Source organism: Blautia sp. ZXY-1-C6 (assembly GCF_056339875.1).
The window spans coordinates 1-25,127 of the sequence record NZ_JBWJVQ010000026.1; the positions used below are offsets into that span (position 1 = coordinate 1).

The window sequence follows — 25,127 nt, forward strand, 5'->3', positions numbered from 1 at the left end:
GCGGCTTTCTGCGCCGTTTTTGCGCCGCCTTTCCTTGCCGACTTTGCATACTGCCGCTTGATTTGCTGCTTCTGCATGAAGCGGGAAAGGGGATTGCCCGCAATCTGCGGATTGTCATGTAGGGATTTATGGTACTGGAAATCCACATTCGCCTTGAACGCCGCTTTCTCTGCCTTTGCCGCCGCCCGGTAGGGTTTGAGCTTGTGGCTGCGGTAGCCCTCCTTGACTTTCCGCGTCCCGTACTTTGCGCCGCGCTCTGCCAGTTCTTCGGATTTGTGCGCCCCCTCAACGCCGGAATTGTCCTTTTCAACGGAATGTATCTTGTTGTGGACGAAAATACCCGCTTCCTGTGCGGGGCGGGATAGCGGGTTATTGTGGGGCTTATTCCTTCCTATGGGCTTTTCCTGTTCCTCAAAATGTAGGCGGGTCTTGCCTTTCCCGGTGGCTTCATCAAAGGTGCGCTCCCGTACAAGTTTCTTTTCTTTGGGGATAGCCGCCTTTGCCGCGTCCAGACGGTCGGCTGCTTTGTCCGATTTTCGGATATACCTTTCAAGCTCCGGCGTTGCCCGTTCCTCGTCGGTAAACTGCAAGCGGGAAGATTTTTCTTTTGCTGTGGCTTCTGCCTGTGCTTTCCTCGCCGCCTTTTTGCTCGCCTTTCTGGTACGCGCCCCGTCGATACGCTCCAAGACGCGCTCGGCTGCGGCGGTGTCCTGTTCCCGTTCTGCCCCCGGCGCATGGGGAAGCGGCGGCGCGGCGGCTGTGGGCGCGGGAGCTGCGCCGCCCGGTATGGTCTGCGCTGCCTGTTCCGGCGGCTGCGGTGCTTCGGTCTTTGCAAAGTCCGCGTCCCTTATCCGCTTGCTGATACGTTTCTTTTTCCCGGTGGCGGCGTTTACCTCGACAGCCCCCTCGCGGGTCATTTTCTGCGTGACTTTCTCACGCGCTCGATACTGTTTTATTTTTCTGTCCCTCCAATCCGCGCCCTTGCAAGGGCGCAATACTCGGCGTTTATCTCAATGCCTATATAATGCCTGTCAAGCTGCCTTGCGGCTGCTCCCGTCGTGCCGCTGCCGAAAAAGGGGTCAAGCACAACGCCGCCTTTCGGACAGCCCGCCTTGATACAGGTTTCGGCAAGTTTTGGCGGGAACGCGGCGAAATGCCCGCCCTTGTAGGGTACGGTATTGATAAGCCACACGTCCCGCCTGTTCCGCATGGTCGGCATGAGGGCTTCGTCGTAGTAGCTGCCGCTTCTCGCCCGGTTAAGCCCCTGTACTTTCCCCTGTCCGGGTACTTCGTCCGCATATTTCTGTCCCGCGCTGCGCCCGGTGCGGTACCGCGCCGCCGTTGTGGGGGCTAACGGCTCGGCTATGGCGGCTGCGTCATAGAAATATTTCTTTGACTTCGTAAGCAGAAAGATATGTTCATAGCAGCGGGTAGGGCGGTCTTTCACGCTCTCCGGCATGGGGTTTTCTTTCTGCCAGATAATGTCGCTCCGTAAATACCACCCGTCAGCGCGTAGGGCAAAAGCTAAAAGCCAAGGGATACCGATTAAGTCCTTTTGTTTGCAGCCGGAAACGCGGTTGTTTTTTGCAATCTGCTGTCCGTTTCTGCCTTTCGGGTTCTTCGGGTCTGCATGGTAGCCCTTGTTCCCTGTGCCGCAGTAGGTGTCCGCGATATTCAGCCAGAGCGTACCGTCAGAACGCAGTACCCGGCGCAGCTCGCGGAAAACCTCGGTCAGCCTGTCAATGTACTGCTCCGGCGTGTCCTCCCGCCCAATCTGCATATCAAGCCCATAATCCCTAAGCGCATAGTAGGGCGGGCTTGTGACGCAACAGTGTACGCTTTCCTCTGGAAGCTCCCGCAAGGCATAGAGCGCGTCCCGGTTGATGATGGTGTCAGTTTTCAGCCCGTTCATGCTTCGCCCACTTCCTCCGGCTTCGTCGTCATTACCCGGTAAAGCTCGGTGTCTTTCGGGAAGCGGTCTACAAAGGGCAGCACCACGTTCCCGTAGAAGATAAGCCCCTCGCCCGCTTCGGTGTGGGTGACATATTTCATCTGCTGCGGGGAGATGTTGAGCTGCTTCGCAAGGATAGCCCGGTCGCCCGCCGCCTGATTGAGCATGAGGACAAAATCAGAGTTTTCAAAGATATTCTCCACTTCGCGGGAAGCAAGCAAATCCTTGACATTCTGCGTAATGGCTGTGGGTATGCCGCCCCATTTTCTGAAACGCTTCCAGATTTCAACGGAATAGGCGGCGGTCTGTTCCTCTTTCAAGAGAAGATGAAATTCGTCCATAAAATACCGGGTGGATTTCCTTTCTGCCCGGTTGACGGTGACGCGGTTCCATACCTGGTCCTGCACAATGAGCATACCTAACTTTTTGAGCTGCTTCCCAAGCTGCTTGATGTCAAAGCAGACAAGGCGGTTGTTCAGCTCCACGTTGGTACGGTGGTTGAATACGTTAAGGCTCCCGGAAACATACAGCTCCAACGCCGCCGCAATACGCGCCGCTTCCGGCTCCGGCTGCTTCAAAAGCTCGTTGTAGAGGTCGCCCAAGATAGGCATTTTCTCCGGGTCGGGGTCTGCAAGGAAAGGGCGGTACACGTTCCTAACGGCGCGGTCAATGACGGTCTTATCGACGGGCTGCAAGCCCTCCTTGCCGCCTATGACAAGCTCGCAGAGGGAGAGGATAAAGTCGGATTTCAGCGCAAGGGGGCTGTCGTCCTCGCTGTAATTGAGGTTAATATCCATAGGGTTCACATACTGGGGCTTCCCGTCAATGCCCTTGCCCGTAGGGGATAAGCGTATCACTTGCCCGTCAAGCCGCTGCACAAGGGAAAAATACTCTGCTTCCGGGTCGCAGATAATTATGTCGTCGTCGGTAATGAGGAAAGCGTTTGTCATTTCCCGTTTGGCGGCAAAGGATTTCCCGCTTCCCGGCGTACCCAAGATTAAGCCGTTGGGGTTCTTTAGCTGCTTGCGGTCGCAGAGTATCATATTGTTACTAAGGGCGTTTAAGCCGTAGTACAAAGCCGCGCCCGTCTGGAAAAGCTCCTGTGTGATAAAGGGGATAAAGATAGCGGTGCTTGACGTGGTAAGCCCTCTTTGAATGGGGATAAGGTTCTCCCCAAGCGGTACAGAGGACATAAGCCCCGCTTCCTGTTGGTAGTCAAGGCGGGTTAAGGCGCAGTTGTTCTTCTGTGCAATGCCCGCCGCCGCGAATACGTCATTTTCCAGTTTCCGCTTCGTGTCCGCCATGTTCACCACAAGGAACGTCAAGAGGAACATTCTTTCATTCCGGCTCTGCAAGTCCTGTAAGAGATTCTTCGCTTCGCTGCCGAAAGTGGCAAGGTCGGACGGTATAATATCCATGTCATAGCCGCTGCGTACCGCTTTCTTCTGTTCCTCGATTTTCATTTTGTCAAGGTCGGTAATCTTGCGCTTGATTGTCTTTATGGCTTCGGTCTGGTCGATACTGTGGATATGCAGATTGACGATAACGCCCGTTTCCAAGTCCAGAATGTCAGATAAGATACGGTCGTTTAATTCCGGCGCAAGGATTTCAAGGAATGAAACCGCGCCGATTTTGCGCCCCATGCGGAAATAACGCCCCTCGCCAAAACGGAAAGAGGACGGGGCGATAAAGTCCTTTGTGGAAAGCCCGGACGGGGCAAGCCATGAAAAATCAAAGGCAAACTGCCCGCCCTCCGGGTGGAAAATGCCATGCAGCATTTTAAGGCGTTCATAGCCTGTCATGGGGCGGGCAGACACGCCCAAGAGCTTAAAGTTGTTGAGTACGTCCGTTTCGATACGGGCAAGGCGGGATTTCGCCGCGCCCAGACTGTCGGCTTCAATGGCAAAGGTGATATATTTTGCTTTGACAAGCCCGTTGTTGCCCTTTGCAAGCTGGTTTTTCAGCATATCCCGGTATTCTGTGCGGATAGAATTGAAAGCGTCCTCCTGTGCCGGGATATTGACCGCCTTTTCCGCTTCGCCGCGCTGCGTCCCTTGATTGATGAAAGAAAGCTGCACCGAAACGGAAGCGTCAAAGTAGTTGAGGAAGTCGCACCAGTTCTCAAAAATGGCGGTCTTGTCGTCTGCCTGTGCAAGCTGATAGTTAATATCTTCAAAGGCGACGGTCTTTGAGTATTTCCGTCCCGTAACCTTGCAGATACCGTCCGGGTACATCTGGATATAGGGGATTGTCTGCTGCGCGGTGTGGGCTTTCCCGTCGCCCTTTGCCTGTCTGATGATTTCCGCAATCTGCTTTTTCTCGGCGCGGGTGAGCTTGCGGGGCGGGTTAGGCTTTGTGCTTCCCGCCGCGCTGTTTCTTCGTGTTTCCTTTTGCAATCGCTGATACCTCCTTTTCAAGTTTTCTCTGCCGTTCTAAGACGGAATAAAAGTTGTCTGTCCTGTATGGTCGTTCTTTGGGGGCTATGAATTTTGTCCGTATGATGTTCTTCACCACCACTTCAAGGGGCTGTCCATGCTTCTCATACATGGCAAAGAGGAAACAGGGCAGCATGACGGCAATCATAGCCATAGACGCAAGGCTTGTGCCTGTGCTGTCTTTGAGCAGAAAGAAAAGCGGCAAGCCGAACAGGAGAGCCGCCGCAAAACATACAATCTGCCGTTTGGTAAGGTTGAAAGCTACTTTTGTCTTGACTTTGGATAAGTCTTTGGGTACGGGTACATACGCCAAGTGAAAACCTCCTTTCTCTGGGTTTGGTGTTGCTGTAATTTTCCATAAGGGTAATCAAGGCAAAGGTCAATCTATGCCCTTTGCCCGCCCGTATTATATGGGGGTTATCCGCGTCAAGGTCGGGTCGTATTTTCGCCGCTTCGCTCTGAAAATCTCCACCCTGCCCTTGACACGCCGCTAATGCGCGGAGAATATCGACTTCGCCAGTGCGCCGGATTTGAACAGGGAGAAACAGAGGATAACGGTATAGGCTGCAAGGGAGAATATCGCGCTGTGCAGATTGTCCGCTATTATCATGTTGTTTACCAGAACCGCGTAAATGCCGACGCATATCATAATGAGGAAGCCTTGAAAACCGATAGCGAACAGGGATTTTAGGTAGTTGTTTCCTATCTGCCCCCATTCCCGGTTCGTCATAGTTGCAAACGGGATAGGCGATACCGAACAGTAAAGGTAAATTTCTATCATGCGCCCGTAGAGGATAACGGTTATCAGTACGGACATGATTTTCATGCACAAGCTCACAAGGCTTGTTTCCATGACAAGTAAGAGCAGTTCGGGGATTTCCATAGCGTCAAGCCCGCTCTGCATGGAAGCAAGGGCGGCGGCAACATCAATCTCTGTGCTGCCGCCGATTACCCCCGCCGCGCCGGAAACAACGTGCTGCGCCATATCGAACACCGCCATAGTAATGTCAAAGGTGTGCGTCACAAGGTAGACTGCCACAAACGCCTTGAACACCCACTTGAAGAACATGGAAGTGTCAACGTCGTGCATATTGTTCTTTTCCGTTACCATGCTGATAAGCTCATAGCATAGGACGTAGGTAATGACAAGCCCCGCAATGGGTACGATTACATTTTCACTAAGGGTCTGTATCATGGAGAATATATTTGCGTTCCACCCTTGCGGGGTCTGCCCTACCTCTGCGGCGATAGTGCCGACTTTTTCGTTTACGTCCCCGAACATAGTTGACAGATTACCGTTTATGGCTCCTATGAGGATTTCCTTTATCCATTCGTTAATCGCGTCAAGTATGCTCTGCATAAGCCTTTACCCGCGCTTCTTAACCGAACAAGCCGGAAAGCAGCGGTACAAGGGTCATGCCGATAAGGGCAACGCCGCCGCCCGCCATAAGCTGTTTCATCCCCAATTAGGTGTAAAAACTCTGCTCGATGGCGGGCGGCGGCGTACAAAAAATCTATATGGTGTTGTTAAGAGAACCGTCCCGGCGGGACAGGTCAGGCAGTGACCTGTTCCACCTCCGGGATGGGTTTGAGATTAAAATGAATTTCGATAGAAATGTGTCTTGTTTTATCTTCGTCAATGCGCTCATGCACAACGATTTCTTTGATTAAGCGGTTGAGGGTGGCTGCGTCCAGCTCTGTGATGTTGGCGTATTCCTGAATGGCTTCCACCCATTGTTTTGCATCATTGGCAAGCTGGACTTCATCGGACAGCCGCTTTCTGCCCTCGGACACTTTTGTTTTAAGCTCCGTCTGCTCGGTCTGTGTCTTTTCCAGCATGGTGTTGAAATTCTGCTCACTGATACGCCCTGCAATCATATCCTCATAAAGCCGCATGACCATTTTGTCCAGAACCTCAATCCGTTCCTCGTCCCTTGTAAGGGAGCGTTCCATTGCTTCCCGCTGTTCCCGCTGCTCGGCTTCACAGGTATTGGTCAGGCGGTCGGCAACCGCTTCCCCGTCCATCAGGGCAGCTCTGGCACATTCCCGGATTTTCCGCAGCACATGGCTGTAAAGGGTGTCATAATCAATCCGGTGCTGGGTGCAGTGGTTCTTTCCAAAGGCATTGTAGGTCTTGCAGGAGTAAATCCGCTGGGGATGTTTAGCGTTTGTGTAGCGTACCGTCAGCGACTTCCCACACTCGCCGCATTTTAACAGTCCGGCAAACAGGCTGATTTCATTGGTCTGCCCCGGACGCTGGCGGGATTTCAGCTTGTTCTGCACAATGTCAAAGCTCATGCTGTCAATCAGCGGTTCATGCTGTCCCTCCACCACAATCCAGTCCTCCGGCTTCTTTTCCCCAATCGTGCCGATTTTGAAGCGGTAGTCCTTTTTCTGGGAAGCAATCGCCCCGGTGTAGACGGGATTCATCAAAAGGTCTTTGATAACGGAGAAGTCCCACATATACCGCCCGTTTTCTGGGTCTTTCTTTTCCCATTTGGTGCGGGTATTGCGAAGCCCCCGTTCCCGGTTCCACCATGTAGGGCAGGGGATTTTTTCTTTCTCCAGCCGTCTGCGGATATAGTTCGGACCATGACCGTTCAGGGCATATCCGAAAATCAGCCGCACAATCGGGGCGGTTTCCTCGTCAATGAGCAGATGGTTTTTGTCCTCCGGGTCTTTCCGATACCCAAACGGGGCAAGACACCCGGTAAACTGTCCTTTCTGCGCTTTCAGAAGATAAGAGGAATGGACTTTCTTGGAAATATCCTTGCTGTACATCTCGTTCAGGATATTCTTGAACGGGGCAATGTCGTTGTTATCCCGCAGGGTGTCGATGCCGTCATTCATGGCGATATAGCGGACACCGTTTCTTGGGAAAAAGTCCTCAATCAAATGCCCGGTTTGCAGATAATTACGCCCCAGTCGGCTGAGGTCTTTCGTGATGACAAGGTTGATCTGCCTGCGCTCAATGGCTCTCAACATTCTCTGTAGGTCAGGACGCTCCATGTTAAGACCTGTGAAGCCATCGTCCTGATAGACTGCCACAACCTCCCATCCCTGCTTTTCGCAGTATTTTTCCAGCATATCACGCTGGTTTGCGATACTGGCACTTTCGCCTTGCAGGTCATCGTCCTTTGACAGCCTGCAATAGACCGCCGCACGATAACCCCCGGCAAGTGCCGAACCGATTGTTCTGTATTCCATTTCGTTCATCATAGCCATTTACCCACACAATCCAGACGGTATCTGGCTCTTTTGAACCTCATCTTCATTATAGCCTATATCTTTCTTTTTAGCAAGATATTCTTTTGCATTTGTCTTTCCGTATTTCTGGGAAATCAGGCTGACGAACACATCAGTGGCGTCAAGCTCCCCGTCAAATACAGTGGTCACATGAATCTCTGTTTTGTTTTTTGCCATAGGCAGTTATCCTCCATACATGAAAATAGCCAGACAGAGGGTGTCGGCAACGAAGTCCGGCAACGGACTTCAAAAGACCTTGCAAACAATCTCAATCTGGCGATGGTTACTATTTATACTTTTCTTTTATTTTTTTGTTGTTTTGGTTGTTATAAGGGAGAAAAGCCCGGAAATAAGGGGTTTTTCCCGGCAACCGGCTCGGCAACGGGATAACAACAGGGGGTGCAACGGGCTGTCCTTTTCAGAATGGAAGCTCCATCTGTTCTGTGACCTCCACAAAACCGTCCATCGTTTTTTCAGACGGGTTGCCGGAGTCCGTTGCCGGGTTTTCACGCTCCCAGCCCTTTTGTCTGCCATATTCGGAAAACATTCTTGGGTTTGGGAAGTACCGCCAGCTGGAAATGCACTGGTTCATAATCTCGTTGATTTCCCGGATTTCCCATTGCTTCGGCTCGTCAAAAGCATGGTTCAAGGCTTCCTTATAGAGCTGCTTGGAGCAGACCATGCTCCCGGTGTATTTATCAAGATACGCCTGTATCATCCCGGCTTTGGTGTCCTCCGGCATAAAATCCCGCTGGTGTTCTTTGAGATACCGCTGCATGGCGGGGCTGAAAGCCAGCTTGAACCTGCCGCTTTTATAAATCTCCATCGCTTCCGCCCACATCTGCCCGATATAGGCTCTGGAAGCGGCTTCATCCTCCAAAATGTGAACTTCCGCCTGCTCCGGGTACACCATGACCGGGATAAAGCGGCGGTTGCCGGAACGGTCAAGGGGCAGGAAGTCAAGGGCATTGGAAGTGCCGCCAAACACGCACTGACGGGGGCGGTCTGCCGGGTGGGTTTCATAAGGTATCTTGTAGACCTCTTTCTGCCGGCTTAAAAATGACTTGATTTCCTCAATGCTCTTGGCGTTGGCGGTTGCCATCATTTCCGACATTTCAATAATCCAGTGACCTTGCAGCTTGCGGTACACATTGTCATCGTCCAGCTTCCGCAAATCATCGGAGAACCACTCGTCCCGGACTGCCAGCAGCCGGAAGAAGGTGGACTTTCCAGCCCCCTGACCGCCTACCAGACAGAGCATGATTTCAAACTTGCACCCCGGCTGAAAGGCTCGTGAGATTGCACCCAGCAGGAACAGCTTCAACGCTTCATAGGTGTAATCGTCTGCGTCAGCCCCCAGAAAGTGCCGCAGGCAGAAGCGGATTCGCTCTGTCCCGTCCCACACAAGGGTATTGAGATAGTCCCGGATGGGATGGTACTTGTTTTCATTCGCCACAATCCCGATGGCGTTATCAATCTTTTTCTCATTGGTAAGCCCGTAGGTTTCTTCCAGATAAAGAAGCAGATACTTCATGTCCGTATCGTTCAGGGCGGTGCTTTCTCTGTGAAAACCGATGGGCTTTATGATGTCCTTGCGGTCAGTCAGGATGTTGTATGCGATAGCCCCTGAAAGCAGAGGGTCACGTTGGAATACGGTCAGGCAGTTCCGTATGCTCTGACGGACACCGCCTTTCTCGGTGGTTTCCAGCCCCGCCTTGATTTCCTCAACGCTCTGGGGCGGCTGCATGGCGTTCATAGTGTTTTTTAGTTCTTGCTGCGTCTGCGGCTGCAAGTTCTGCCATTCGCTGTTCAAGCTGTATCACATCCTTTCCGTAGTCCGTAATCAAATCCGCTTTTTCCTCTGTTTCCCCGAACAGCAGCACATCCAGCAGATATTCCACTTGGGCTTGCTTCTGTAAGGCTTCCACAAACCGGGGATGAAAGGCTTCCTCCGGGGAGTGCGGGGCGTAGTCCGTTCTCCATGCCATCAGCAGATGGAGATAATCGGCAAGAATACGGAAGCAGCGATTCTTTGCTTCCTGAAACTGTTCCTCCGGGGATTTCTGCCGGGTCTTGGGCTTTTTTACCTTTCCCGGCGGTTTCCAGTCCTCATAGGAAAGCCCGAAGTCCTGTGCCAGCTGTACGGCGGCTTCTTTCTTTCCCAGCCCATACAGGGCGGCGGCAAAATCAATCACATCCCCATCCGCACCGCAGCCGAAGCAATGGTAACGCCGATCCAGCTTCATGCTTGGGGTTTTATCGTTATGGAACGGGCAGCAAGCCATCCCGTTCCGACCTACATGGATTCCATAATACTCCGCAGCCTGTCTTGTTGTGACGGACTGCTTCACAGCTTCGAATACATTCAAATCTATCCCTCCTTGAAAATAAGAAAAGCACCTGACATTCTCTAATTGAAAATGGCAAGTGCCTGTTAAAGTTCCATATCCTGTTGTCTGTGTTTCTCCTGTGCCGGGGCGGTTCTTTGTGCTTTTTTCTCGTCAGTCTTATCCTGCAAGACTTCTTTGATGGGCTGCTTCTTGGGCGGCTCTTTGCTTTCCTCTGTGCCGGGTGTGGCTTTCCGTACCCAGTAGCGGATGTCCCGCAGCTTCTTCAAATCCTCCTGTACCTCGGTCAGTGGTACTTTCAGCTCTGCGATTTCGCTGAGAAGCGTTTCCTGCTCCTGTTGCAACTCATTTTTCGTTTTATCCTTATCGTCCGGGTGCTTGGCAAGGTAGTCAGCGGCTTTCTCATACCGGGCAACCTCCGGGTGTTCCTGTTTGAATTTCCCCTTTATTTTCTTAAAAAATATCTTCTGGTACTTCTCATAGACAGCCTTACATTCCTTGCAGTCTGTCCGGCTGGCAAGAATCCCGTCAATCACTTTGCTCCGGGCTTCCTTTGGCTTCATCTGATTGCGGTAATCTGCGGCTGATTTCCCGGAAGATTCCAGAAACGCTTCTAAGTCCTCCACAGTGGAAAGCCCCTTTTGCCGGAGATAGGACAGGGCTTCGCTGACTGCCTTTAAGTCCTGTGAAGTTCCCCGGTTCTGTCCAGCCCTTGTCCAGTCCTTCCGTTCTTCCTTTCGTATCTCCATATACTTCATCAGCAGATTGGGAAGAAGTGTCGCTTCCTCCGCCGCCTTTTGTGCAAGCAGCTCCTTCCGTTTTTCTCCCAGCTCGGTAATCCAGCCTTTGAGGTTTTGGATAAGCTGCCGGATGGACTTCATCAGGCGGTTGGCGGCTCTGATTTCCCGGTTCAGGTTGCCGATATTCGTCTGGATACCTCGCTTTTCCATCTGCCGGACAGCAGTCCCCTCATGGACAGTGGGGACTATATCAAGCCCCTGTCTGGCATAGGAACGCAAGTCCACACGCTCCGGGCGGTCATTGGCGTCCAGATAGCGGTTCTGGATAACCTCCCATTCATGCCGCCAGATTTCACAATACTTCTGGTCGTTCCAGTCCACCGTATCCTCCTTGTGGCTTTTCCACCTGCCGGACGGCAGCTTTATCCGTTCCCCATTCTCGTCAAGGTCATAAACCTTGCGGCTCTTGGGAAGCCATTTTCCATGTTCATCCATTGCCCGCATGGTCAGCAGGACATGGGCGTGGGGATTGTGTCCCGGCGGATGGGGGTCATGGATGGCAAAATCAGCAATCATGCCTTTGGAAACAAACTGCTGTTCACAAAACTCCCGTACAAGGACAGCGTACTGGTCGGGCGGTATCTCTCTGGGAATGGTAAGCACCCACCGCCTTGCAAGCTGGGAGTTCCATTGCTTTTCCACCGCTTCGGCGGCATTCCATAAAGTATTGCGGTCTGCATATTCCTGTGGAGCATTTGCCGGGAGCAGGATTTCATTGTGGACGATACCACGCTTTTCCGGGTAGTGCTTTACTTGCTGGTCGTATTCACAGAACAGCTTTTCGCCGCTTTGGTAAGCAGCGGCGGCAACCGCAGACTGCCGCTGGCTGCGCTGAACAATCGTGATTTCGTTGTGTGGACAAGGCATTTCGTGTCCCTCCTTTCGCTAATTGGTGGATGGGGTGGCGTTTTACCACCTCATTTTGGGCAGAAAAAAAGCAGGAGACCTTTTTCAGATTTCCTGCTCGGTGTGCCACTGTGTGAGCGGCGGGTATTTAGTTGTAAAAGTTCGGGACAAGTTGACCCGATGTAAAGCTAACAAACTGGAATTGCACCAAAACAATCTAAGACAACAACGCTGCCCTACTTGCGATTTTTTCTTGTACTGCGGAAACAGTTTCTTGAATGGAATAAGTGGTCGTATCTATAACATTCGATTCATATATTCCCAGATTGCAAAATTGCTCCCACATGGTTTCTACCAATTCGATATTTGTCTTTCGGTCTAACTTTGAGCGTTCAACAGCTCGCTTCAAGGTTTCTTCCTTACTTGCCCTTAAAATAATATAATGCACCTCATAATGTTCCCGAACAAGACTTTGCCACGGCTTTAAAAACCACGGTCCGATAATACCGTCAACAATTACATCATATCCACCACGAGCATATCGCTTCGCAGCTTCTAAAAACGCTTCAATGACAATCAAATTTTGCTCATTTGATTCCGGCAAATGCGGTGGTATTGCCCCTTTACTCAAATAATGATAAAAGTCATCTGTGTGCATATGCACAGACTTTTCCAAATCTGATTCTTTTGCAACAGCAGATGCCGTTGTAGTTTTTCCTGTCCCCGGCGCACCTGTGATTACAATAATTCTACCTTGATTCATCTATATTTTACCTCCACAAATTACGATTTTCTTAATTCTACAAACTGGAATTTGAGTCTCTGTAAAGCTGGAATTAACCCATACAATTATTTTAATTTAGAGGTTCTTACGCAATTATCCGTATTTTGTAATTTTTCAATACTGGAATGCCAGTGTAAATCAGCATTCTCCATTTTTATTAAAGCGAAAAACGTAAAATTGCGGAAGAACCAATTTAGATATTCACAATTTTACTTGCCACAGTATCTCGAAAAACACTGTCATGTTCTACCAGGAGCATGGTCGGGGCAAACTCCGTTATGAGTTGTTCAATCTGCATACGTGAGTACACATCAATAAAGTTGAGCGGTTCATCCCATACATACAAGTGTGCCTTTTCACAAAGGCTTTTCGCAATTAGGACTTTCTTCTTTTGCCCGCCAGAAAAGTCTTTAATATCCTTTTCAAACTGTACACGCTCAAAGTCCATTTTCCTAAGAATTGCCTTGAACAAACTTTCATCAAGGTTGTTTTCTTCTGCAAACTCGGAAAGGGTTCCACATAAATACGATGTATCCTGTGGCACATAAGAAATTACAAGCCCAGAGCCAAGTGTTACTGTACCCGTATAATCTATGGACTGCCCGACTACCAACTTTAACAGGCTACTTTTGCCACTGCCGTTCTTTCCATCAAGCACAATGCGTTCTCCCTGTCTTATTTCAAACGAAACGGGTTCACAAACTGAAATGCCATCATAATAAACTACTACATTCGATAATGATGCAAGCAAATCTGTATGGTAATTAAGCGGTTGTATCTTGAGGGCTTCTGCGGTTTCCATATTTTTCAGCAATGCTGATTTTTGTTCGATTGTCTGTTGTTGTCTCGCTTCTATAGATTTTGAACGCTTCATCATTTTGGCGGCTTTATGACCGACATAACCTTTATCTGCTGCCCCAATTTTGGAAGCTTCTACACGTTCAGACCATACTGCAGCGCGTTTTGCCGACTGCTGTAATCGTCTGATGTCCTTTTGCAAACGTTCGTTCTGAGCCAGTTCAAATTCTTGCTGTCGCTCAAAATTTGACATCCATGATGAAAAGTTTCCTCTTTGCACTTCGATATTCGCTCGGTTAATCGATAGAATATAGTCAACACAATCGTCAAGAAAGCGACGATCGTGAGAAACTAAGATGAATCCCTTTTTCTTTTTCAGATATGCCGCCACACTTTTTCTCGCTTTGGCATCCAAATGGTTGGTAGGTTCATCAATCAGTAGGAAATGCCCTTCATTAAGAAAAAGAGCGGCAATCAAAACCTTTGTCTGCTCTCCGTTGGAAAGTGTTTCAAAAGGTCGCCAAAGCACATCGACATCAACATCAAGATAAGAAAGTTCTCGCATAAGTTCCCATTCTTCCGCAAGTGGGCAAATCTCCTGCAATATATCCTCTGTAATACGATTCTTATCTGAAACGGGATAAGGAAAATAATCAAACTGTACGGATGATAGGATTTTTCCACTATACTCATATTTCCCAAGCAGAAGATTCAGAAAGGTTGTTTTACCTCGTCCGTTTCTGCCCACAAAACCAAGCTTCCAATCGGTATCAACCTGGAAACTGACATTTTCAAAAACATTATCATAACTTGTCGGATATGAAAACGTAAGGTTTTCAATTTTAATCATTGACATAAATATTATCCTCCTTTGCATGTCATACGATACAAAGTCGGTTCGGTGAATGTTTACTACGTATAGATTTCACCAAAAGGAACCGACACTATACGGAGTGAATCATGTGTAACTATCTGTTCTGCACTATTCATAAAGCACCTCCAAAACAAAATAAGAGCCACAAGAAAGTTTATCCTTGCAGCTCGTCATAGCATAAAATAACACCACTAAGCAAAAGTGGCAACAGCACTATATTGAGTAAGATAGACATATAACTTTCTTGCAATAGACACAATAATGCCAAAGTATAGCACTACCGCATATTTTGATTTTATTTGCAAGAAAAGTTAATCATCTTCCCACCTCTTTCTAAATTTCAAAATATTATACCATAAATCGCAGGCAAATACAAGTGGTTATAAAAATTTAACAAATCGCTTATAATACAATCATATAACTTTACGCATTCCTTACTGACCGTAAAATTCCGATTTATTGCTGACTTTATTATACTTTATTGCCTATCGAAAAGATAGCATATTTTATGAAACTTGTCGGCTGGGAACAGCTTGCAGCGCAAGGTCTCCCCAGATGGCAAGTCCACAAAAGGGTAGCTGGCGGCAGCCAGCGCAGGGGAAGCGTAGCGTCCCCTGTTTGATTTGGAGCAGACCATGACTGCGGAAAATCACAGCCCCCCGGCGAGGAGCCTTCGGAGAACGCAATGCACCAACCTCTGGGTGGTGTATAATTGCGCCCTTAGTAAACTAAGGGGTTTCCGGCTTCTCACGTTCCAGCAGTTTCTTCAATAGTTCCTGCGTGTCCTGCCTGTGAAAAATGAGTGTCAACAACAGCATGACATCATCATCTGTCAGGCGTTCCGGCTCTTGCAGAAAACTTTCCAGCATACCGCCACGAGTACAGAGCCGGTGTGTCCGTTCTTTTCGGGTAAGCTGCTTTAGCTGGTGCTGCAATGCCTTTTCATCATTGATGGCTTTCCGCAGTTTCTTTTCACTCTTTTCCAACTCTCGGTTGAGCTTTTCCAGCTTTGAGGTATCAGGCAAGGGCAGCGTCCTCCTTTCCCGGTATCAGCACATAAATCCTGTTTGGTTCTCCAACGCCCTGACGCACTCGCATGATCAGTCCGGCGGTTTCCAGTTCATTCAGAGAACGCTTGACCGTCATGGGGCTGCGGGACAGGACTGCGGCAATGGCTGTGACAGGGAAGCAGATAAACAGGATTCCGTTCTCGTCCTCCTGTCCGTTGGATAGCATAGCGTCCAACATCCGGCAGTACATGACCTTTGCGGTGCTGCTGACTGGAAATCCTGTCAACGCTCTGGGAAAGGGCATACAGGGCGGCAACGGTGTGCCTATCGTCATAAATTCAAAATTCATTCGGTGTGTTCCTCCTTTTTCTTTGCTCTTTTGGATAAATAACGGGGGCAGTCAACCACAACCGCCCGGAAGCTCTGCTTGCACCCATGCTTGCATTTCCGGCATAATTCGTTGTAAGTGACACGCCCCCGGTCATTGAGGTAAAAAGAAAGCTCATGCTTCCTCTTTTTGCTCATTCTCGGCATATTGCGTTTCCTCCCGTTTTAGTGTATAGTTTCGGGGCGATTTTCGGCAAAATTACGGTCATAGAGCCGTCTAAAATCTCCAGAAGTATCAGCAATAGGGTAGACTATCCCCCTATCAGATTGTCGTGTTTCGGTATCATTTCGGTATCAGTTCGCCAGTTCTCCCCGGTGTCGTTCCTCCCCTGAATCTCACAGCGGCGTATTGCTCCCTTTGGTACGCTCGTTTCGGTCAGGGTTCCTCCATATCCCTGCCAAAAGTCATGGCGCTACATCGCCGGGGAAGCATATCCCACACAGGCTGGTCATTCGATTGGAATAATCCATCGATGAACTACCTGTATCATAGAACATTTTTGTGCCCTGTGCCGTATGTCCACAAAGTAGGAATTAAGGGTAAAAATCAGAAATTTCCACGATTGCGGAAAGTATGATATAATCCAGTTAAGCGGCAGTAATGAAACCGCCGGAAAGGAGCGTGCGCCCATGAAAGGAGCGACAAGCATACAGGAACGCCTTTGGGAACTCCGCAAGGACAAAGGCTTAAATCTGGAAGAATTATCAGAGCTGACGGGCATTTCCAAATCAGCTCTTGGCAGTTATGAAAAAGAGGATTATAAGGAAATCAATCATGGCAACCTTATCACGCTGGCAGACTTCTATGGGGTTTCCGTTGATTATCTGCTGTGCCGGACAGAGAACCGGGAGCAGATCAACACGCCACTAACAGAGCTGCATTTGAATGATGAGATGGTGGCACTTCTGAAAGGCGGTCGGATTAACAACCGTCTGCTCTGTGAGCTTGCCACTCATAAGGACTTTATCAAGTTTCTTGCGGACATTGAGATTTATGTAGATGGGATTGCCACCATGCAGATTCAAAACCTCAACGCCCTTGTCGATACTGTCCGGCATGAAATCATTGAACGGTATCGCCCCGGCGAAGACGACCCGCATTTGAAAGTGCTGCAAGCCGCCCATATCAGCGATGATGAATATTTCAGCCACATGGTTCTTGATGACCTCAATCTCATTATCCGGGATATTCGGGAAGCCCACAAAAAGGACAGCGAGAGTGCGCCCCAGACCACCGTTGCCGATGAATTGAAAGAAAATTTGGAAGCGGTTGAAAATTTCAAGGGCAGTCGGGATGAAAAGCTGGTTGTCCTTTACTGCAAGCAGCTCGGCATCAACTATAAAAATCTGTCAGACGAAGAATTTCGCTGGCTCATTCGGATTCTACAAAAATCAAAGAAAACAGGAACTCCTATCAGTCAAAGGAAAAAACGGTAAAGAAAAACCGCTGTTGCATGGTTGTGTTTGCTTCCATGTAGCAGCGGTTGGTGCTATACTTATTCAGTTAAAATTTCAAAGCGATAAAGTGGAATTTATCTTAGAAATTACAGCAATGTTATTTTGATAAACTTTCAAGAATTGAAATATCATGCTTATCTTTATCTCTTAATTCATAACCTGAATGGAAAACTCTTTGGCCTTTTAAGGATATACAAGGAATTGTTTTTCCTTCAAAAAAAGCACTACCAAAGTAATCTTTTTCAAACTCATACCAGCCACCCTCTAAATCAGCTTGTTTTGAAGTTCCGTCCTCACTTAAAACGAACGGGTGAATGTCTAAGTAACCAAGTTCATCACTATATAACTCTATTCTAACCGGTTTCCAGTCTGTATCAATTTTATAGCCCAGATTCAAAAGCACATTTAACAATTTTTCCGTATGTTGAGCATCAAAATTTATATCTATATCTCTATGAATTCTTGTTTGTTTACCAGCTAAAATATCTACACCCCATCCGCCATCCAACCAGTATGTAATTCCAGTATTTTCGAATAATTCTATTACTTTCATTAAATCTTCTTTTGTTGTTATTTCTTTTCTACCCATACAAAGTCTCCTTTACAACTTCTAATTTGTAATAATCATTCTACCATACCGTTATGAATAAATCATCTCATGTAAAACAATTTCTTCTGTCCGGTTGTGAATGTTATTGCAACGCTGCACCCATTCCATTTGACGGGTACGCTTCAATTCCTCGGTCACGCCCTCGGCAGCTTTCATCTGCTCCATGATGGTGTCTAACCGTTTCTGTGCCTGTTCGTTCAGGTCTGCAAGATATGTCCACAATTCCCCGGTCAGGGTCAATGTGTGTAATCTGGCTGGGCAGACTTCTCTTAAATATTCCCGGTGCATCCGTCCGTACTTTCCGATGGGGCGGTGTTCCTCCGGCAACTTCAAGTCCGGGATGTAGTAATCTCCAACAAGGATATAATCAATTCCGTTTTCTTTTATTCTTGGTTTCAATTCGCTCATGTTCCTTACCTCCTGTGGAAGCAGGCTCGTCTGGTACTAACTCAATCACATCGGTAATCTCACAATTCAGCGTTTCGCAGATACGGGCTAATGTATCCATGCTGATGTGCTTTCCCTCTTTGCTCATGTTGGCAATCATATTTGTTGTCATACCAGCGGCAAGCCTTAAATCCTCTTTTCTCATATCACGCTCTAACAGTGTGTGCCAGAGTGGTTTATAGCTGATGTGCATATTGTTTTCCTGCCTTTCTATCCATACCACCGGAGCGGCTGCCCCGGCAGGAACTTTTCTCTTATTATAGCACCAATCTTGTGAAATCACAATTTATTCTTGTAGCCTGCCGCTGATACCGTCTGGATTGGCTTTTCCTTTCTTTTTGTTCCCTTTAATTAGCCATGAACTGCTTCATGCCCTGGCTCTTTACTGATGTGCGATAAAGAAGTAATAGGAGTGTAAAAAATTTTGCCGTTCCTATCCGGCACTTGCGCATTGTGTCGGATAGGTCGGGCGGTTATTCGGGCAAGTCCACCTTGCCAACAAAAGAATAATAAATCTCAATGTCCTGTCTGCGGGTCTTGTTCTCGTCATAGCTGCACTCATGCACAACGATTTTCTCTACAAACTCCCGCAGCAGAGTAGGGGTAAGTTCTTCAAAGCTGGTATGCCGCCGGACAACATTCATAAACTTTTCTGCGTTCACGGTGGCTTCCTGTGCTTTGGAAAGCTCCGCTTGAATAGCAGCGGCTCTTTCTTTCAGCTCCCGTTGCTCTGCTTCATAGTCTGCCGACAGCTCTGTGAAACGCTCGTCTGATATGCGCCCGGTCACGCTGTCCTCATACAGCCGCTTGAAGATAGCGGATAACTCGGCTATGCGTTTCTCGGAGGCTTCCAGTTCCTTTTTCTTGGCGGCGTTCCTGCGTTTGCCCCCGTCCTCGTTCTGCTCAATCAAGAGTTTCATAAACCGGGCTTCATGCTTTGCCGCATAGCTGGTCACTTTCCGCAGATTGGAGAGTACACCAGCGGTCAAGAGGTCGGTGCGGATAAAGTGCGCCGTACAGTCATGGGTGCGTTTCTTGTAGTTGCCGCAGATATAACAGTCCTGCTTGCGCTTGTCCGTCTGGTATCGCTGCTGATACATCACGCTGCCGCAGTCCGCACAGAACAGTATGCCGGAGAACAAACCCACTTCATCATAGCGGTTGGGGCGTTTGCGCTGTTTGCGAAGCTCCTGCACCCGTTCCCATGTTTGGGTGTCTATGATAGGCTCGTGGTGGTTCTCGAAAATCACTTGCTTTTCCGGGGGATTTTCTACACTGTGCTTGACTTTGTAAGAAAGTTTTTCTGTCTTGAAATTTACCAGACAGCCTGTGTATTCCCGGTTTTCAAGGATATGCACTACGGTATTGGTCGCCCACTTGCACTCATAGCCGGGGTGGTAGCGGCGGGTGCTGCCCGTCCTGCGGTATTCAAGAGTCCCCGGCGTGGGGATCTGCTGCTCTGTGAGCATACGGGCTATCTTGGTCGGACCATTCCCGGCAAGGCAGAGGTTGTATATCTGCTTGACTACGGGTGCAGCTTCCTCGTCAATAATGAAATTTTCGTCCTCGTCCATGAGGTAGCCATACACAGGCTTGCTTGTGATGGGCTTGCCACTCATGCCTTTTGAGCGTTTTACTGCTTTGATTTTCTTGCTCGTATCTCTCACCAGCCATTCGTTAAAGATATTCCGCAGCGGGGCAAAGTCATTGTCGCCCTGTGCGCTGTCCACTCCGTCATTGATAGCGATAAAGCGGACACCTTTCTGTGGGAAAATCATTTCCGTGTACATTCCCACTTGCAGGTAATTTCGCCCTAACCTCGACATATCCTTTACGATAACTGTCCCGACTTTTCCGGCTTCAATGTCCGCAAGCATGGCTTGGAAACCGGGTCTTTGAAAGTTCGCACCAGAATAACCGTCGTCCGTGTACCAGCGCAGATTGGAAAAGCCGTTCTGCTTTGCATAGGTTTCAAGGATACGCTTCTGATTGGAAATGGAATTGCTCTCGCCTTGCAGCTCGTCCTCATGGGAAAGTCTTGGGTAAAGGGCGGTAATTGGTTGTTGGTTGGTCTGTCTTAACATAAAATCCTCCGTTTCCGACAGCCAGCCCCACTATTCCGTACCTTGATTGTACCACATGGGGCGGCTGTCTGTATAGCGGTTTCTGCTTCTTTACCGCCTGTCAAAATGACGATTTTTTACTGTACGGCTTCTCGCTGCAAAAAAGATAGAAAAGTTCATAACTCTGTGATATACTTTACCGTAAATACACATCAGACATTGCAGGAGAGAAAATGAAAACTATATTACTTCATGGATTAGGGCAAACATCATCAAGCTGGAAAAATACGATTAACACTATGGGGAAAAGTGCGGACATTTTATGCCCGAACCTTTTTGATTGGTTTGAAGATAAAGAGGTCTGCTATCAAGTTTTATATCTTGCTTTCTCCGAATACTGTAAGCAATTTTCAGAACCGGTCAATATCTGTGGGCTATCTTTAGGCGGTATTCTCGCATTGCAATATGGGATTGAAAATCCAGATAAAATAAACTCTTTGGCGTTGGTTGCGACACAATATACAATGCCGAAAAAACTCTTGCAATTTCAAAATATGCTCTTTCGGTTTATGCCTAAAAGAACATTTGAAAGCATGGGACTTGGTAAAACGGATTTTATCAATCTGTCAAAATCCATGATAAACTTGGATTTCCAAAAAGAATTGAAGTGTATCAATAGCCCTGTAATGGTTATCTGCGGGGAGAAAGATACAGCAAATAAACAGGCTTCTTTACAGCTTCAATCGCAGTTACCGCAAGCCGAATTATTAGTGATTAAAAATTCTGGACATGAAGTAAACATAGACGCTCCCGAAGATTTGGGGAAAGCACTCTCAGCATTTTTCAACCTATAATTTCTCTGCCAGCGGTCACGCCAAAAGCGTGACCGCTTTTCAGTATCATGTTAAATCGCTGTTTTTTGTGTAGCAGCTTCCGCTTCCAGCACTTTCATCATCTTGTCGGCTGCGGTGTCGGTTGCGCCCTGCTTGAAGAAGCCGGAAACGGTAAGGACGGAGTTGCCCATGCGGATTTCCGTTACACAGTCCGGGCGGCGGTCTGTTTTGGTGGTGCTTGTCTGTTTGGTTTCTGTCATAGGCTCTCCTTTCGCTGCTTCATCAGTTGCTTTAAGCGTTCCAGCTTTTCCTGTGCGGTTTCCTTTCGGAAATTGCTGCCCGTGAAGCGGACGGGGGCGCACATGGAAGTCAGCCTGTCATAGATACGGGCGTGGGGCGTGTCCTGCGGGTGCTGCAATTCCTCCAGCGTGAGGTTGGTCGTGGCGATCAGCGGCTTGCCGCCTCGGTAACGGCTGTCAATCACGCTGTAAACCTGTTCCAGCCCGTATTCTGTCCCTCGCTCCATACCGAAATCATCAAGTATCAGCAGAGGGTAGCTGCAAAGGCGGGAAATATATTCGTTCCTGCCCTCAAAGCTGGCAGCAAGGTCACCCAGTATCGTTGCAAAGTTTGTCATACAGACGGCAACCTCTTTCTCCATAAGGGCGTTGGCGATACAGGCGGCAAGGTAGCTTTTTCCTGTCCCCACGCCGCCCCAGAACAGGTAGCCGATATTTTCAGCCTGCATGGTTTCCCAGCTCTCCACATAAAAGCGGGCGGTTTCGGTCTGTGGGTTTCTGCCGTTGTCATGCTCAAATGTCCAGTTCCGCATAGCAGGGTCGGTAAAGCCCCGGCGTTTCAAGTCCTCCACTTTTTCAAGGTGCTTCTGTCGGCTTTCGGCGGCTTGCTGCTTTTCACGGGCTGCTCGCTGACAGTCGCAGTCTGTTGGGTGGCGGTCATACCCTAACCATTGGGCGGTTTCTTTTGAAAAGTAGGCTTCTTTTGGCGTATGGCACTTGCCACAGTATAAAAGCCCGTCCTCGCCTGTGTAGTCCTCCGCTTCGACGGTAGTGGTTGTAATGTCCGTAATCATAGCTTCAATCTCGTTTTTCATAAGCTCTCGCCCTCCTTACATGAATAATCGGGTATGCCCTGTTTCGGGGCAGCCTTGCCTTTGGCAGCGTCCTCCTGCGCCCACTTGTAAATGGTGGCTGCATGGCTCTGGTACTGCTTCCCGGTGGAAGCGATATGGCAGGAAAGCTGGTCAATATAATACTCCCACTTGTCGGGCAGCTCTGTTTTCAGCCCGGAAAGCTCTGTATCGGTCAGTATCACATTGTTGTATCTGCCATAAGCGGCGGGGGCGGGGTGTCCCGTTTCTCCCTCTCTCTCTTTTTCTATCTCTATCTCTTTCTCTAACTCTATCTCTGGTGGACGAATGTCGGACAAATGTCCGCCTTTTGTCCGGGGCGGTAAAAGTGCCTTGTTTTCCAGCCTTGCAGCCCGTTTCCTCTCGGCTTCGGTAGAGGACTGTCCTATCATCAGCTCAATGTCGGTCATATAAAAAGCCCCACTGTCAAGCTGCTCCACAAGCCCCAACTGCCGGAAAATCTCCAAAGCCCTCTCAACCGTCCCTATCTGGTGGCGGGTCAGTGTCGCTATCATCTGCGCTGTGTAGGGGATATGCTCGTCAAGCTGCAACTTCCCGCCGTTTTTCAGCGATTTTAAGTACAGCTTCAAGAGGATATTGGAATATAAAATCCCGTCTTTCATATCTTCCAGCAGCACAATGGAGTCGCTGTCAAAAAAGTTCTCTTTCAGCTTGAGGTAGTAATACTTGCGGTTATCTGCCATTGTCCCTGTCCTCCTTTTTCCGGCGTTTGGAGTAGTAGCGGGGGCAGAGTATGATAACCGCCCGGAAGCTCTGCTTGCAGCTATGGGTACAGCCCCGGCAGAGGTCGTTGTATGTGATACGGTCGCAGGTGGTATTCCCGACTTTTACTTGCCGCAGGAAAAAAGACCATTCCAGCCGCCGTTTCTTGCTCATTCTTGGCATGGGTGCGCTCCTTTCTGCCGTTTCCGCTGGTGTGGCGGTATCGGCGGTAATTCTGTATCATCTCGGTATCATTTTCGGGGTTTTTCTGCCCTATAAGCCCGTTAAAAAATCCTTTGGTATTTGCGGATAGGGTACGGGGCAGCCCCCTTGTTCTGTATAGGTTCGGGTACATTTTGGGGCGGTTTTTATCGTTCCTGTTCCTGCCTTTTCACAGGCTTGCGCTCCCGGTGTAAAATCTGGTCGATATTGCCCTTGACAGTCTGTAAGCGGCGGTATTCCTCCCGTTTTGCCCGGTAATCGTTGTAGCCGCTGTTTTTCTCTTGGATAAGGGTTTCAATCTCTGCTTGCAGGGCTTTATAGCTCGGCAGCTTGGAAATGCCGTTCTCCCTGAAATAGCGGGCGGCTGCGTCTGCTATGATAAAGTCGCTTTCGTACTTCTGACGGTAGGCTGCTTTTGCTTTTGCGTTTTTCTGCTGTTTCAGCCCGTCCCGGACAGGGCGGGTCTTGGAATAGGCAAGCACCTGTCGTTGCAGCTCCTTTTTCCCGTTCAGCGTCTTTTCCACCTGCTTCAGCTACTGCAAGGCTTTCCTGCATGGCGGCATAGGCGGCAGAACAGGCTTCGTCCAGTTCCTCCGGGGAGGAAAAGCCGTACTGCTGGTAGGCGGTAACGGTAGCCGCCATCTGCTTTAGGTTGTGCTTTGCCGCCCAGCGGTCATAACCCACGCCCTTGCCCTCGGCTCGCTTGGCTTCCCGGTCAACCATGCGCTGCAAGATGTTGTCTGCCGGGGTGGTTTTTGCGGCTTTTTCCTCCTGCAAGCGTCCCTTTTGGGTGTGGTAGGGTATTCCGGTATGGCTTTGGTCTGTTCGGCGGCTCTGTGGGCGTTCTGTGTAAGCAGGGCAAGGACAGCAGCCTTGTCAAAATCGTCCCCCAGCTTCCGGGCTGTGATAGGCTTCGTCCTGTCCGGCGTGAGGTAGGAAAGCCGCCCCCGGCTCTCCTTGACGGTCACACCCTCCTGCAGCAAAAGGGAAGAAAACTCGTCAAAACTGGCAGCTTGGGAAAGTGCCTGCCGTATCGTCCGGCGCAGCTTCGCCTTGTCCGTTTCAAACTTGGTGGGCTTGGTCGGCTGTCCTGCGGCTTCTCTGGCGGCGTTCTCTTTATCAAGGGCAAGCTGCCCTTTCTTTGCCGCCCAGTATTCCCGTTCCGTTATCCGTTCCTTGCTGCCGCTTCAGGAGGTCGATTTGGTAAAGCCCCTCCCGGTGGCACATCTTCCATGACTTCACTCTTGAAATATTCCATAGCGGCGTTGGTACAGCGGTGCTTGCAGCCCTCCCGTGTGTCGGCTGGTCTGTCCATGTAGGGCAGAAGCGGGACTTCATAAATCCGCAGGGAGTTGATGACGATATGCACATGGATATTGCCGCTGTGGTTATGCCCGTCCGGGTGGGTGCATACAAGGGCTTGGTGTCCGGGAAAATGCTCTTTACAGAACTGCTCGCCCAGTTCCTGCGCCCGGTCTACGGTCAAGCCGTTGTCTGTCCCGTCCCGTGGGTCAAAGCTGATGATATAGTGGTGGCTTTTCACATCTTCTCGTTTTTGGTTTTTCTCATAGCGGAGATTGGCTCGCATACAGGCAACGGCGAAATCCTCGCCCCCGCAGTTAAGGGAAGAAATGCGGTAATCCTTCCTCGGTATCAGCCGCCCGTTTTCATCAAGGGTGGGCTTTCATGGTAAACTCGTCATGCTCAAATGTGAGATAGGCTTCCGCTGCGCCATAGTCGGCATTTTTAGAGCTGATATGTTTGAATGTTGCCAACAGCGTCACCCACTTTCTGCAAGACTTCAAACTTTAGGGCAGCAAGGTCGGAAACCGCCGCCCGTACCTCCCCGGCAAGCTGCGGGTAGGGGCTGTGCCACTCGTTCAGCGTCCGGGCTATCTGGTTTAAGTTGCCGCCGATCCTGCCGTATTCGGCGGTCAGCTTCCCGACAGCGGCAAGCAGCTCGTCATTGACGGGGGAAACGGTTATGATGGGGCGTATGGCTGCCCCGGTTATGGCTTGCCGGATAAACTCGGCTTGGCTCATGTTGCAGGCAGAAAGCCTTTCCGCAAACTCGGCGTATTCTTCCTCGGTCATGCGTGTCTTAATTACCCGGCTGCGGTGCGGCGTGTTATATCGTTTTCG

25 protein-coding genes and 4 pseudogenes are annotated in these 25,127 nt (G+C 49.5%); 2 read left to right on the forward strand and 27 right to left on the reverse strand.

Going from position 1 to position 25,127, the window contains the following annotated elements:
* The 16 genes and pseudogenes from AC075J_RS01245 to AC075J_RS01320 all read right to left on the reverse strand — a co-directional run.
* Positions 1–917: pseudogene (locus AC075J_RS01245) on the reverse strand (CHAP domain-containing protein); the annotation flags it as partial.
* Between the two features lie 35 nt (positions 918–952).
* Positions 953–1,912, reverse strand: a complete 960-nt coding sequence (locus tag AC075J_RS01250; RefSeq protein ID WP_006876012.1) for a DNA-methyltransferase — start codon at positions 1,910–1,912, stop codon at positions 953–955.
* The gene (locus AC075J_RS01255) at positions 1,909–4,347 is read right to left on the reverse strand and encodes a VirB4-like conjugal transfer ATPase, CD1110 family (RefSeq protein ID WP_006876011.1); all 2,439 of its coding nucleotides are present in this window, start codon (positions 4,345–4,347) and stop codon (positions 1,909–1,911) included. Before AC075J_RS01255 ends, AC075J_RS01250 begins: the two co-directional genes overlap by 4 nt.
* Entirely contained in the window at positions 4,298–4,699 is a 402-nt protein-coding gene (locus AC075J_RS01260; protein WP_007037042.1) for a PrgI family protein, read from the reverse strand. Before AC075J_RS01260 ends, AC075J_RS01255 begins: the two co-directional genes overlap by 50 nt.
* Positions 4,700–4,876: 177 nt before the next feature.
* A complete protein-coding gene (locus tag AC075J_RS01265) occupies positions 4,877–5,746 on the reverse strand; it encodes a VirB6/TrbL-like conjugal transfer protein, CD1112 family (RefSeq protein WP_002584320.1) in 870 nt (289 codons plus the stop codon).
* Between the two features lie 19 nt (positions 5,747–5,765).
* Positions 5,766–5,849 (reverse strand): annotated as a pseudogene (locus AC075J_RS01270) (Maff2 family mobile element protein); the annotation flags it as partial.
* Positions 5,850–5,940: 91 nt separating this feature from the next.
* Entirely contained in the window at positions 5,941–7,611 is a 1,671-nt protein-coding gene (locus AC075J_RS01275; RefSeq protein WP_002584321.1) for a recombinase family protein, read from the reverse strand.
* Entirely contained in the window at positions 7,612–7,809 is a 198-nt protein-coding gene (locus tag AC075J_RS01280; protein ID WP_002592708.1) for a hypothetical protein, read from the reverse strand.
* Between the two features lie 241 nt (positions 7,810–8,050).
* Positions 8,051–9,388: a virulence-associated E family protein gene (locus AC075J_RS01285; protein ID WP_002584323.1), complete on the reverse strand. Its 1,338-nt coding sequence runs from the start codon at positions 9,386–9,388 to the stop codon at positions 8,051–8,053.
* Positions 9,357–10,001, reverse strand: coding sequence for a CHC2 zinc finger domain-containing protein (locus AC075J_RS01290; RefSeq protein ID WP_002584324.1), 645 nt, complete (start codon positions 9,999–10,001; stop codon positions 9,357–9,359). Before AC075J_RS01290 ends, AC075J_RS01285 begins: the two co-directional genes overlap by 32 nt.
* A 65-nt stretch (positions 10,002–10,066) precedes the next feature.
* The gene (gene mobQ / locus AC075J_RS01295; protein WP_002584325.1) at positions 10,067–11,647 is read right to left on the reverse strand and encodes a MobQ family relaxase; all 1,581 of its coding nucleotides are present in this window, start codon (positions 11,645–11,647) and stop codon (positions 10,067–10,069) included.
* A 196-nt stretch (positions 11,648–11,843) separates the two neighbouring features.
* A complete protein-coding gene (locus tag AC075J_RS01300; protein ID WP_002584326.1) occupies positions 11,844–12,389 on the reverse strand; it encodes a P-loop nucleotide/nucleoside kinase family protein in 546 nt (181 codons plus the stop codon).
* A gap of 214 nt (positions 12,390–12,603) precedes the next feature.
* Positions 12,604–14,064: an Lsa family ABC-F type ribosomal protection protein gene (locus AC075J_RS01305; protein WP_002584327.1), complete on the reverse strand. Its 1,461-nt coding sequence runs from the start codon at positions 14,062–14,064 to the stop codon at positions 12,604–12,606.
* A 746-nt stretch (positions 14,065–14,810) separates the two neighbouring features.
* Positions 14,811–15,107 carry a DUF3847 domain-containing protein gene (locus AC075J_RS01310; protein WP_002584328.1) on the reverse strand — a complete coding sequence of 99 codons (297 nt, stop codon included), beginning with the start codon at positions 15,105–15,107 and terminating at the stop codon, positions 14,811–14,813.
* Positions 15,100–15,441, reverse strand: a complete 342-nt coding sequence (locus AC075J_RS01315; protein ID WP_002584329.1) for a DeoR family transcriptional regulator — start codon at positions 15,439–15,441, stop codon at positions 15,100–15,102. Before AC075J_RS01315 ends, AC075J_RS01310 begins: the two co-directional genes overlap by 8 nt.
* Positions 15,438–15,626: a hypothetical protein gene (locus AC075J_RS01320; RefSeq protein ID WP_002584330.1), complete on the reverse strand. Its 189-nt coding sequence runs from the start codon at positions 15,624–15,626 to the stop codon at positions 15,438–15,440. The genes AC075J_RS01315 and AC075J_RS01320 overlap by 4 nt, the downstream gene beginning before the upstream one ends.
* Positions 15,627–16,109: 483 nt before the next feature.
* Between AC075J_RS01320 and AC075J_RS01325 the strand changes: the two genes are divergently transcribed.
* On the forward strand, positions 16,110–16,916 hold the full coding sequence (locus tag AC075J_RS01325) for a helix-turn-helix domain-containing protein (RefSeq protein WP_002584331.1): 807 nt from the start codon (positions 16,110–16,112) through the stop codon (positions 16,914–16,916).
* Positions 16,917–17,034: 118 nt separating this feature from the next.
* On the opposite strand, the gene AC075J_RS01330 is transcribed toward AC075J_RS01325, so the two are convergent.
* The 5 genes and pseudogenes from AC075J_RS01330 to AC075J_RS01350 form a co-directional block, all read right to left on the reverse strand.
* Complete coding sequence (locus AC075J_RS01330) at positions 17,035–17,526, reverse strand: nucleotidyltransferase domain-containing protein (protein WP_002584332.1); 492 nt, start codon at positions 17,524–17,526, stop codon at positions 17,035–17,037.
* Positions 17,527–17,577: 51 nt separating this feature from the next.
* Positions 17,578–17,955, reverse strand: coding sequence for a TnpV protein (locus tag AC075J_RS01335; protein WP_476389873.1), 378 nt, complete (start codon positions 17,953–17,955; stop codon positions 17,578–17,580).
* Complete coding sequence (locus AC075J_RS01340; RefSeq protein ID WP_002584334.1) at positions 17,915–18,187, reverse strand: helix-turn-helix domain-containing protein; 273 nt, start codon at positions 18,185–18,187, stop codon at positions 17,915–17,917. Before AC075J_RS01340 ends, AC075J_RS01335 begins: the two co-directional genes overlap by 41 nt.
* Before the next feature lie 160 nt (positions 18,188–18,347).
* Positions 18,348–18,446, reverse strand: a pseudogene (locus tag AC075J_RS01345) (Maff2 family mobile element protein); the annotation flags it as partial.
* Between the two features lie 21 nt (positions 18,447–18,467).
* Entirely contained in the window at positions 18,468–20,078 is a 1,611-nt protein-coding gene (locus AC075J_RS01350) for a recombinase family protein (protein ID WP_097839336.1), read from the reverse strand.
* A 212-nt stretch (positions 20,079–20,290) separates the two neighbouring features.
* Between AC075J_RS01350 and AC075J_RS01355 the strand changes: the two genes are divergently transcribed.
* The gene (locus AC075J_RS01355) at positions 20,291–20,911 is read left to right on the forward strand and encodes an alpha/beta fold hydrolase (RefSeq protein WP_102759324.1); all 621 of its coding nucleotides are present in this window, start codon (positions 20,291–20,293) and stop codon (positions 20,909–20,911) included.
* A gap of 50 nt (positions 20,912–20,961) precedes the next feature.
* On the opposite strand, the gene AC075J_RS01360 is transcribed toward AC075J_RS01355, so the two are convergent.
* From AC075J_RS01360 to AC075J_RS01385, 6 genes and pseudogenes are all read right to left on the reverse strand, one after another.
* The gene (locus tag AC075J_RS01360; protein WP_002569233.1) at positions 20,962–21,150 is read right to left on the reverse strand and encodes a transposon-encoded TnpW family protein; all 189 of its coding nucleotides are present in this window, start codon (positions 21,148–21,150) and stop codon (positions 20,962–20,964) included.
* A complete protein-coding gene (locus AC075J_RS01365) occupies positions 21,147–22,004 on the reverse strand; it encodes an ATP-binding protein (protein ID WP_102759325.1) in 858 nt (285 codons plus the stop codon). Before AC075J_RS01365 ends, AC075J_RS01360 begins: the two co-directional genes overlap by 4 nt.
* Positions 22,001–22,744 (reverse strand): phage replisome organizer N-terminal domain-containing protein, encoded by a 744-nt coding sequence (locus AC075J_RS01370; protein ID WP_102759326.1) that lies wholly within the window; start codon positions 22,742–22,744, stop codon positions 22,001–22,003. Before AC075J_RS01370 ends, AC075J_RS01365 begins: the two co-directional genes overlap by 4 nt.
* On the reverse strand, positions 22,734–22,946 hold the full coding sequence (locus AC075J_RS01375) for a hypothetical protein (protein ID WP_005927784.1): 213 nt from the start codon (positions 22,944–22,946) through the stop codon (positions 22,734–22,736). Before AC075J_RS01375 ends, AC075J_RS01370 begins: the two co-directional genes overlap by 11 nt.
* A gap of 185 nt (positions 22,947–23,131) precedes the next feature.
* Positions 23,132–24,760: pseudogene (locus tag AC075J_RS01380) on the reverse strand (relaxase/mobilization nuclease domain-containing protein).
* Positions 24,732–25,127, reverse strand: a 396-nt coding sequence (locus AC075J_RS01385) for a plasmid mobilization protein (protein ID WP_476389874.1), incomplete at its 5' end; no start/stop codon positions are given. The gene AC075J_RS01385 and the pseudogene AC075J_RS01380, both read right to left, overlap by 29 nt.